Origin of the sequence: Ramlibacter sp., from assembly GCF_013697775.1 — a bacterium.
In the GTDB taxonomy this organism is placed as follows: domain Bacteria; phylum Pseudomonadota; class Gammaproteobacteria; order Burkholderiales; family Burkholderiaceae_C; genus Ramlibacter.
Genome location: NZ_JACCWG010000294.1, coordinates 15,545 through 27,188, shown reverse-complemented (window position 1 = coordinate 27,188; position 11,644 = coordinate 15,545). Strand labels below are relative to the sequence as shown.

The 11,644-nt window shown below is 72.3% G+C and carries 1 protein-coding gene; it reads left to right on the top strand.

The genetic code is table 11. The features are described 5' to 3' along the window. Complete coding sequence (locus H0U68_RS14760) at nucleotides 1–11,625, top strand: amino acid adenylation domain-containing protein (protein WP_365731752.1); 11,625 nt, start codon at nucleotides 1–3, stop codon at nucleotides 11,623–11,625. Nucleotides 11,626–11,644 lie beyond the last annotated feature (19 nt).

The following is an 11,644-nucleotide window of genomic DNA, read 5'->3' as shown; positions in this document are numbered from 1 at the left end:
CTGCTGGCCACACGGCTGGTTTCGCGCCTGCGCGACGCGCTGGGCGTGGAGCTGCCGGTGCGCGCGGTGTTCGAGGCGCCCAGCATCGCGCAACTGGCCGCACGCCTGCAGCGCCAGCAGGACGTCGCCCCGCTGGCCGCGCCGGCCATGGTGCCGGTAGGCCGCGGCCAGCCGCTGCCGGTGTCGTTCGCGCAGCAGCGGCTGTGGTTCCTGGACCGCTTCGAGCCGGGGTCGGCGCAGTACAACATGGCCGCCGCGCTGCGTCTGCAGGGTCCTCTGGACACCGAGGCGCTGCACGGCGCGCTGAACGCGATCGTGGCGCGGCACGAAAGCCTGAGAACACGCTTCGTGGCAGTGGACGGCGAGCCGCTGCAGGACATCCTGCCGCGCATGCCGCTGCCGCTGGCGGTCACCGAACTGGGCGGCCTTGCGCTGGAGCAACGCCAGCAGCAGGCGCAGGAGCTCGCGCGCGCCGAAGCGCTGCGCCCGTTCGACCTGGCGCACGGGCCGCTGCTGCGCACACAGCTGCTCGTGCTGGACCCGCAAGAACACATCCTGCTGGTCACCATGCACCACATCGTGTCCGACGGCTGGTCCATGCGCGTGCTGGTGCAGGAGCTGGTGGCGCTGTACGGTGCCTTGCGCCGCGGCGAAGCGTCGCCGCTTGCGCCGCTGCCCATCCAGTACGCCGACTACGCGCACTGGCAGCGCCAGTGGCTGCAGGGCGGCGCACTGAGACGCCAGCTGGACTACTGGCGCGGACAGCTGGAGGGCGCGCCGGCACTGCTGGCGCTGCCCACCGATCGGCCGCGTCCACAGGTGCCGGTACCAGCGGGCGGCGAAGTGCCGTTCGCGCTGGACGCGCAGGAAACCGCCGCGCTGCGGCAGCTGGCACGCGAGCAGGGCGCCACGCTGTTCATGGTGCTGCTGGCCGCACTGGACGTGGTGCTGGCGCGCTGGAGCGGCCAGGACGACCTGTGCGTGGGCTCGCCGATTGCCAACCGCACGCGCTCGGAAATCGAGCCGCTGATCGGCTGCTTCGTCAACACGCTGGTGCTGCGCGCGCGGGTGCACCCGTCGGAGACTTTCGAGGCGCTGCTGCGCCAGGTGCGCACCACGACGCTGGGCGCCTACGCGCACCAGGACATGCCGTTCGAGCAGTTGGTCGAGCACCTGCGGCCGGTGCGCGACACCAGCCACACGCCGCTGTTCCAGGTGATGCTGACGCTGCAGGACGCGCCGCTGCCGGAACTGCAGCTGCCGGAACTGCGGATCGAGCAGCTGCCCGGCGGGCAGGCCCCGGCCAAGTTCGACCTGATGCTGGATGTGCAGGAAGAGGCGCGGAGCATTTCCGGCCGGCTGGAGTTCAACGCCGGCCTGTTCGACGCGCCGACCATCGCGCGCCTTGGCACGCACTTGCGCCGGCTGCTGAACGCGGTGGCCGCGCAGCCGCGCGCGCCGCTGCGGGCGCATGACGTCCTCGATCCCGGCGAGCGCGCCCGCATCGCGCCGCCCGCGGTGCCCGCCAAGGCACTGCCCGTGCCCGCGGTGCCGTCCGATGACAACTACGTCGCTCCGCGCACGCCGCTGGAGCACACGCTGGCGCAGCTATGGACCGAGGTGCTGCGCGTGCCACGTGTCGGCGTGGACGACGACTTCTTCGCGCTGGGCGGCCATTCGCTGCTGGCCACGCGCGTCATGTCGCGGCTGCAGCAGGCCTGCGGCGTGGAGCTGCCGCTGCGCACGCTGTTCGATGCGCCCACCATCGCGAGAATGGCGCAGCAGGTGGAAGCGGCACTGCGTGCGAATGTGGACGCAGCGGCGGACGGCACGGCCGACCCCGCGGCAGGCAGCGTGCCGCCGCTGCTGCTGGTGCCGCGCGACCTGCCGCCGCCGCTGTCGTTCGCGCAGCAGCGGCTGTGGTTCCTGGACCGCTTCGAGCCGGGCACCAGCCAGTACAACATGCCCGCGGCGCTGCGCCTGGCCGGCACGCTGGACCTGGGTGCGCTGCAGCGCACCTTCGACGACATCGTGGCCCGCCACGAAAGCCTGCGCACGCGCTTCGAGGTCACGGCGGACGGGCAGCCGGTGCAGCGCATCGATGCGCCGGCGCCGGCGCTGCTGCCGCTGGTCGATCTCGGCGCGCTGCCGCGGACCGAGCGCGAAGCCGAAGCGGCACGCCTCGCGCATGAGGAAGCGCAGGCGCCGTTCGACCTGGCGCGCGGGCCGCTGCTGCGCCAGAAGCTGCTGCGCCTGGCGCCCGAAGAGCACGTGCTGCTGGTGACCATGCACCACATCGTGTCCGACGGCTGGTCAATGAGCGTGCTGGTGCGCGAGGTGGCGGCCCTGTACGCTGGCCATGCGCGCGGCGAGGCCTCGCCGCTACCACCGCTGGCCGTGCAGTACGCCGACTACGCGCACTGGCAGCGCCAATGGCTGCAGGGGCCGGTGCTGCAGCAGCAGCTGGACTACTGGCGCGGCCAGCTGGCCGACGCGCCGGCCCTGCTGGCGCTGCCGACCGACCGGCCACGGCCGCAGGTGCGCACGCACGCCGGCACCGCGCTGCCGTTCGCGCTCGACGCGGCCACCGTCGAGGGCCTGGGCGCGCTGTGCCGCGCGCAGGGCGCCACGCTGTTCATGGGCCTCCTGGCCGGCTTCTCGCTGCTGCTCGCGCGCTACAGCGGCCAGCGCGACGTGAGCGTGGGTTCGTTCATCGCCAACCGCACGCGTGCCGAGGTCGAGCCGCTGATCGGCTTTTTCCTCAACACGCTGGTGCTGCGGACGCACGTGGAGCCGCGCGACGACTTCACCGCGCTGCTGCGGCAGGTGCGCGACACCACCTTGCAGGCCTACGCCCACCAGCACGTGCCGTTCGAGCAGTTGCTGGAGGCCTTGCGCCCGCAGCGCGACACCAGCTATTCGCCGCTGTTCCAGGTGATGCTGGTGCTGCAGAACCTGCCGCACCGCACCCTGGCGCTGCCCGGGCTGGAACTGGAGATGCTGCCGTCCGACGTCGACGGCGCCCGCTTCGACCTGACGCTGGAGCTGTTCGAGCAGTCTGGCGGCGGGCTGGACGGCCGGCTGGAATTCAACACCGACCTGTTCGACGAAGCGACCATCGCGCGGCTGGGCACGCGCCTGCAGGAGCTGCTGCGCGCGGTGGTTGCGCAACCGCATGCGCCGCTGCATGCGCACGACATCCTGGGCGCGGAGGAACACCGGCAGCTGCTGGCGTGGAACGACACCGCCGCCGGCTACCCGCGCGAACTCACCATCGCCGAGCGCTTCACCCAGCAGGCGCACGCGCATCCGGATGCCACGGCCCTGGTGTTCCAGCACCAGCAACTGAGTTGGCGCGCGCTGAACACGCGCGCCAACCGCATCGCGCACCAGCTGCGCGCGCAAGGTGTCGGGCCTGACATGCTGGTGGGCGTGTGCCTGCAGCGCGGCCCGGACACCATTGCCGCCGTGCTCGGCATCCTGAAAGCCGGCGGTGCCTACCTGCCGCTGGACCCCGACCACCCGCGGGACCGCCTGGGCTTCATGCTGGACGACGCGCGGCCCCGGCTGCTGCTCACGCAGCGCGCGGTGGCGGACTGCCTGCCGGCGCACGGCCTGCCGGTGCTGCTGCTGGACGCGCAAACAGACCTGGACACGCTGCCCGAGACCGATCCGCCCACCACCGCCACGCCGCGCAACCTGGCCTACGCCATGTTCACCTCCGGCTCCACCGGGCGGCCCAAGGGCGTGCTGGTCGAGCAGCAGGGCCTGGGCAATCAGGTGTCGGCACTGGGCCAGCGCTACGGCCTGCACGCTGGCGACCGCGTGCTGCAGTTCGCGGCACTGAGCTTCGACATGTCGGTGGAGGAGATCTTCGGCGCGCTGCTGCATGGCGCCACGCTGGTGCTGCGCGACGACAGCTGGGTGGCCGGGCCGAGCGCGTTCGCGGACCTGTGCGAGCGCCACGGCATCACCGTGGCCAATCTGCCCACCAGTTTCTGGCGCCTGTTGGTGACCGCGCCGGACTTCCGGCTGCCGGCCTGCGTGCGGCAAATTATGGTGGGCGGCGAGGCGGTGCTGCCGGCCGACCTGCGCGCCTGGTTCGCGCAACCTGCGCGGCCGGCGCTGTTCAACGCCTACGGCCCGACCGAGGCCACCGTCAACGCCGCCATCCAGCAGCCCACTGCCGACACAGCGTCGTGGCAGTCCATCGGCGCGCCGATGGCCAACACCCGCATCCACCTGCTGGACGAACAACTCAACCCGGTGCCCGTGGGCATCGCCGGCGAGCTGTACATCGCCGGCGACGGCGTGGCGCGCGGCTACTTGGGCCGGCCGGCGCTGACGGCCGAACGCTTCCTGCCCGAGCCGTTCGCAGCGGAACCCGGCGCGCGCATGTACCGCTCGGGCGACCTCGCGCGCTGGCGGCCGGACGGCACCGTCGAATACCTGGGCCGGGTCGACCACCAGGTGAAGATCCGCGGCTTTCGCGTCGAGCTGGGCGAGATCCAGGCGGTGCTGGACCGCCAGCCCGGCGTGCGCGAAGCCCTGGTGCTGGCGCGCGAGGACATGCCCGGCGGAACGCGCCTGGTCGCCTACGCCTGCCCCGACGAGGGTGCCGCCCTGCAGCCCGCGGCGCTGCGTGCGGGCCTGGCGCAAACGCTGCCCGACTACATGGTGCCGGCCCAGGTGGTGGTGCTGGCGCGGATGCCACTCACGCCCAACGGCAAGATCGACCGCCGCGCGCTGCCGGCGCCCGAGGTCCAGGACGAAGAGGGCTACGTCGCGCCGCGCACGCCGCTGGAGCACGCGCTGGCCGCGCTGTGGGCCGAGGTGCTGCAGCTGCCGCGCGTGGGCATCCACGACAACTTCTTCGCGCTGGGCGGCCATTCGCTGCTGGCGGTGCAGCTGATCGAGCGCATGCGCCGCGCCGACATTCCGGTGGACGTGCGCACGCTGTTCTCGCAGCCCACCATCGCCGCCTTGGCCGAGGGCCAGGGCCGCGTGCGCGCCGAGGTGGCGGTGCCGCCCAACGGCATCGCCGAAGGCTGCGAGGCGATCGTGCCCGGCATGCTGCCGCTGCTAACACTGGAGCAGGCTCATATCGACGCCATCGTGCGCGCCACGCCCGGGGGCGCGCGCAACATCCAGGACATCTACCCGCTCGCGCCGCTGCAGGAAGGCATCCTGTTCCACCACCGCACGCAGGCACAGGGCGACGCCTACCTGCTGCCCACGCTGCTGGCCTTCGACCAGCGCGCGCAGCTGGAACGCTTCGTCGAAGCGCTGCAGCTGGTGATCGCGCGGCACGACATCCTGCGTACAGCCGTGCTGTGGGAAGGACTGCCGCAGCCGGTGCAGGTGGTCTGGCGGCATGCGTCCATGCGGCCGCAGGAACTGCAATTGCAGCCGGGACCGGATGGCGACGTGGCAAGCCAGCTGCAGGCGCGCTTCGACCCCGCGCACTGGCGCATGGACGTGCGCCAGGCGCCGATGCTGCGCGCCGTGGCCTTCGCGCACGATGCCGAACAGGATCGCTGGTTGCTGCAGCTGATGCTGCACCACCTGACCAGCGACCACACCACCGGCGAGCTGGTGGTGCACGAGGTGCTGCAGCTGATGCACGGCGCCGACGCCGGCCATCTGCCCGCGCCGGTGCCGTTCCGCAATTTCGTGGCGCAGGCGCTGTTCGGCGTGCCGCAGTCCGAGCACGAGGCATTCTTCCGTCGCACGCTCGGGCCGGTGGAAGAGCCGACGCTGCCGTTCGGCCTGGTGGACGTGCAGGGCGACGGCACGACGCTGGAGGAAAGCACCGTGGCGCTGCCGGCCGGGCTGGCGCGGCGCATCCGGGCGCAGGCGCGCGCGGCCGGCGTCAGCCCCGCTAGCCTGATGCACCTGGCTTGGGCGCTGGTGCTGGCGCGCGCGGCGGGCAAGCCGCACGTGGTGTTCGGCACGCTGCTGTTCGGCCGCATGCAGGGCGCCAGCGCCGACCGCGCGGTGGGCATGTTCATCAACACGCAGCCCATCGCCATCGACCTGGCGGGCCGGGGCGCGCGCGACGCGCTGCTGTCCACGCACCAGCTGCTGGCCGAACTGCTGGTGCACGAGCACGCCTCGCTGGCACTGGCGCAACGCTGCAGCGGCGTGCCGGCGCCCGCGCCCCTGTTCTCGTCGCTGCTGAACATGCGCCACACGCCGCAGGGGACCGAGCCGACGCTGCCGGGCGCAGGCGGCATCCAGGTGGTGTCGATGCTGGAGCGCACCAACTATCCGTTGGTGATGTCGGTGGACGACACGGGCGGCGGCTTTTCGCTGAACCCGCAGGTCGATGCGCGCATCGGCACCGAACGCGTGGCCGACTACATGCGCCACGCCCTCGAAGGCCTGGTGCAGCTGCTGGAAGCCGCGCCGGAGGCACCGGTGGCACGGGTGCAGGTGCTGCCCGCGCAGGAACTGCAGCAGCTGCAGGCGTGGAACGCCGGCACCGCGCTGCAGCCGCGCGCAGGCACGGTGGTGCGGCAGTTCGAAGACCGCGTGCGCGAGAACGGCGACGCCGTTGCCGTGGTGTTCGAAGACACCCACATGCGCTACGCCGAACTCAATGCGCGGGCCAACCGCCTTGCCCACCATTTGCGTAAACGAGGCGTGGGCCCCGAAGTGCTGGTCGGCGTGTGCATGGAGCCGGGGCTGGACCTGATCGTCGCGCTGCTGGCCGTGCTGAAAGCCGGCGGCGCCTACCTGCCGCTGGACCCGGCGTACCCGGCCGAGCGGTTGGCCCACATGCTGGACGACGCGCGGCTGGCACTGGTGCTGACGACCACTACCGTTCGCCCTGAGCTTGTCGAAGGGCTCATGCCAGCAGGGGCTTCGACAAGCTCAGCCCGAACGGGAGCCACCGTGCTGTGTCTGGACCGCGACGCGGCAGCATGGCTGGCCCAGCTGAACACCGACCCCGCGCCGCTGGCCGGCCTGCACAGCCTGGCCTACGTGATCTACACCTCCGGCTCCACCGGCAAACCGAAGGGCGCGCAGCTCACGCACGGCAATTTGGCGCGGCTGTTCGACGCCACGCGCGAGCTGTTCGGCTTCGGCAGCAGCGACGTGTGGACGCTGTTCCATTCCTATGCGTTCGATTTCTCGGTGTGGGAAATCTGGGGCGCGCTGCTGCACGGCGGCCGGCTGGTGGTGGTGCCGCACATCGTCACCCGCAGCCCGGAACGCTTTTTGGAACTGCTGGCGCGCGAGCGCGTGACGGTGCTGAACCAGACGCCCTCGGCCTTCCAGCAGCTGGTGCAGGCTGACCAGGCAGCCAACCACGCGCTGGCGCTCAAGCACGTGATCTTCGGCGGTGAGGCGCTCAACCGCGCTGGGCTGGCGCCGTGGTTCGCGAAGCACGGCGACGCGCAGCCGCGCCTGGTCAACATGTACGGCATCACCGAAACCACGGTGCACGTGACCTGGCATGTGCTGCAAGCCGGCAACGCCGACGCGCCCGGCTGCATCGGCCGGCCGCTGGCCGACCTGGCCTGCCATGTGCTGGACGAATTCCTGAACCCGGCCCCCATCGGCGTGGCCGGGGAGCTGTACGTGGCGGGAGCCGGCGTGGCGCGCGGCTACCTGGGCCGGCCCCGGCTCACCGCCGAACGTTTCGTGCCCGACCCGTTCGGCGCCGCGCCGGGCGCACGCATGTACCGCTCCGGCGACCTGGCGCGCTGGCGGCCGGACGGCACGCTGGATTACCTGGGCCGCGCGGACCACCAGGTGAAGATCCGCGGTTTCCGCATCGAGCTGGGCGAGATCGAGGCGGTGCTCGCCGCGCAGGCCGGCGTGCACGAGGCGTTGGTGCTGGCGAGAGAAGATGTGCCGGGCGACAGGCGGCTGGTGGCCTACGTGGTCGCAGTGCAAGGCCAGGCGGCCTCGGTAGCGGAGCTGCGCGCCGCACTGGCGCAGTCGCTGCCGGGCTACATGGTGCCCGGCCACATCCTGGCGCTGGATGCCTTCCCGCTGACTCCCAACGGCAAGATCGACCGCAAGGCGCTGCCGGCGCCGGGAACGGCGCGCAGCGAGGAGGGTTACACCGCGCCGCGCACCCCGCTGGAAGAACGGGTGGCCCGCGCCTGGGCCGAGGTGCTGCGGCTGGACCAGGTGGGCGTCACCGACAACTTCTTCGAGCTGGGCGGCCATTCGCTGCTTGCGATCCAGCTGATCGAGCGGCTGCGCGCGGACGGCCTGGCGGTGGACGTGCGCACGCTGTTCGCCAACCCCACGGTCGCGGAACTGCTGGCCGCGCAGGACAGCGCGCGGGACGACATGGTGGTGCCGCCCAATGGCATCCCCGCCGGCTGCGAGGCGATCACGCCCGGCATGCTGCCGCTGGTTGAACTCACGCAGGCGCAGATCGACACGGTTGCGCGCGCGGTGCCGGGCGGCATGGCCAACATCCAGGACATCTACCCGCTCGCGCCGCTGCAGGAAGGGCTGCTGTTCCACCACCTGATGGTGTCCGAGGGCGACGCCTACCTGCTGGACATGCTGCTGGCGTTCGAGACGCGCGCGCAGATCGGCCGCTTCACCGCGGCGCTGCAGCAGGTGGTGGACCGCCACGACGTGCTGCGCACCGCCGTGCTGTGGGACGGCCTGCCGCAGCCGCTGCAGGTGGTGTGGCGGCATGCCGCGCCGGTGGTGGAGGAACGCGCGTTCGATCCGGCAGCCGGCGACGTCGGCGTGCAGCTGCGCGGCCTGCCCGCCCGCCTGGACGTGCGCCAGGCGCCGCTGCTGCGCTGCCTGGTGGCGCAGGACGCGCCGAACGGCCGCTGGCTGGTGCATGTGCTGCTGCACCACCTGGTGGTGGATGCCGCCAGCATGGGCGTGCTGGCGTCCGAACTGAAAGCGGTGCTGGACGGGCAGGCCGCCGCGCTGCCGCCCTCGGTGCCGTTCCGCAACCACGTCGCGCAGGCGCGGCTGGGCATGGCGTCCGGCGCGCACGAGGCGTTCTTCGGGGCCATGCTGGCCGACGTGGACGAACCCACCGCGCCGTTCGGGCTGCTGGACGCACAGGGCGACGGCTCCGGCATCCAGGAGTTGCGCCGGCCGCTCGATCCGGCATTGGCGTCGCGCGTGCGCCGGCAGGCGCGCGAGGCCGGCGTCGGCGTGGCCAGTTTGATGCACCTGGCCTGGGCGCAGCTGCTGGCGCGCGCCTCGGGCAGGAGCGACGTGGTGTTCGGCACCGTGCTGTTCGGCCGCATGCAGGGCGGCGTGGGCGCCGGGCGCGCGCTGGGCATGTTCATCAACACGCTGCCGGTGCGCATCGCGCTGGAGGGCGTTGGTGTGCGCGACAGCCTGCTGCGCACGCACCGTATGCTGACCGGTCTGCTGGCGCACGAGCATGCCTCGCTGGCGCTGGCCCAGCGCTGCAGCGGCGTGGCCGCGCCCGCACCGCTGTTCGCCGCGGTGCTGAACTACCGCCATCCCGACGTGCAGGCCGGCGCCTTGCTGGAGCAGGGCGGCGACGGCATGCGCATGCTGGCAGCGGGCGGCAGCAGCACCTATCCGCTGAACCTGTCGGTGGACGACCTGGGCGAAGGCTTCGCGCTGACCGCGCAGGTGCAGGGCGGCCGCGTGGACCCCGCACGCATCTGCGACTACATGGTTGAAACGCTGGACAGCCTGGTGTCGCTGCTGGAGCGCTCCCCGCAGACGCCGGTGCGCGAGGTGCAGGTGCTGCCCGCGCACGAGTTGCAGCGGCAGCTGGTGGAATGGAATGCCGGCGTTGCCGCATCGCCGCCTGAGGCCACCGTGGTCCGGCAGTTCGAGGCGCAGGTGCGCGCCCGCGGCGAATCCGTCGCCCTGGTGTTCGAAGACGAGCAGCTCAGCTACGGCGAACTCAATGCGCGCGCCAATCGGCTCGCTCACCATCTACGTGAACGCGGCGTGGGTCCCGAAGTGCTGGTCGGCCTGTGCGCTCGGCCGGGGCTGGAGCTGATCGTCGGTCTGCTGGCCATCCTGAAGGCCGGCGGCGCCTCGCTGCCGCTGGACCCGTCCGCGCCGGCCGAGCGGCTGGCCATGGTGCTGGAGGAAGCCGCGCCGGTACTGGTGCTCATGCAGGCGCAGCTGGCCGACGCACTGCCGCCGGGCCACGCGGTCCCGGTGTTCCGGCTGGACCAGGACGCGCCGGCGCTGCAGGCCTTGCCGGTGTCCGACCCGCCGGCGCGGGCCGGCCCGCACAACCTGGCCTACGTGATCTACACCTCCGGCTCCACCGGCCGCCCCAAGGGCGTGCGGGTGCAGCACGGCAGCCTGGCCACCACCCTGGCCGCATCGCGCAAGGCGTTCGGCTTCGGGCCGGCGGACCGCATCCACGCGACCGCCAGCTTCACCTTCGACATCTGGCTGTTCGAGGTGCTGCTGCCGCTGACCGTGGGCGCCAGCGTGCGGCTGGTGCCGCGCGAGCGGGTGCTGGACGTGCCGGCTTTCGTGGCCGGGCTCGGGGACTGCACCGCGCTGCACGCGGTCCCGGCGCTGATGCGCCGGATCGTGCAGGAAGTCCGCGCCCTGAGTGCCCCGGGTGGGCGTGCGGGCGAGGGCACGCTACCCGGCATGCGCTGCATTTTCTCCGGCGGCGACGCGGTCGCGCCCGACCTGCTGGAGGGCATACGCGCGGCGTTTCCCGCCGCGCAGGTCCGCGTGCTCTACGGCCCCACCGAGGCGGCCATCCTCTGCACGGCGCACCTGCACGAAGGCACGCCGGCCGCGCGCCAGATGCTGGGGCGCCCTCTGGGCAACACCACGGTCTACGTGCTCGATGCCGCCGGAGGCGCGCTGCCCGTGGGCGTGCCCGGCGAGCTGTTCCTGGGCGGCCCCAGCGTCGCGCGCGACTACCTGCGGCGACCCGAGCTCACGGCCGAGCGCTTCGTGCCCGATCCGTTCTCCGCGCAGCCGGGCGCGCGCCTGTACCGCACCGGCGACCTGGTGCGCTGGCTGGACGATGGCGCGCTGGAATTCCTGGGGCGCACCGACCTGCAGGTGAAGATCCGCGGCTTCCGCGTGGAGCCCGGCGAGGTCGAAATCCATCTCGCGCAGCATCCGCAGGTGCGCGAAGCGCTGGTGCTGGCGCACCGCGACGCGCGCGGCGACAACCAGCTGGTGGCCTACGTGACGCCGCGGGACGGCCAGGCCATCGAGCCGGAGGCGCTGCGCGCGGCGCTGGCGCAATCGCTGCCGGGCTACATGGTGCCCGGCCACATCCTGGCACTGAACGCTTTCCCGCTCACGCCCAACGGCAAGATCGACCGCAAGGCGCTGCCGGCGCCGCAGGCGGTGCGCGGCGAATCCGACTACGTCCCGCCGCACACGCCGCTGGAACACGAACTTGCCGCGATCTGGGCCGAAGTGCTGGGCCTGGAGCGCGTGGGACTGCACGACAACTTCTTCACGCTGGGCGGCCATTCGCTGCTGGCCACGCAGGCCGTCTCGCGCATGCGCAGCGCCATTGCGGGCGACCTGCCGCTGCAGGCGCTTTTCGAGGCGCCCACGGTGGCCGAGATGGCCGCGCGCATCGGGCCGCGCGCCGCCCCGGCGCCGGCGGCCGAGGCGCGGACCGAGGAATGGGACGAGGAACTCCTCTAAGAGGAAAGAACAGGCAACC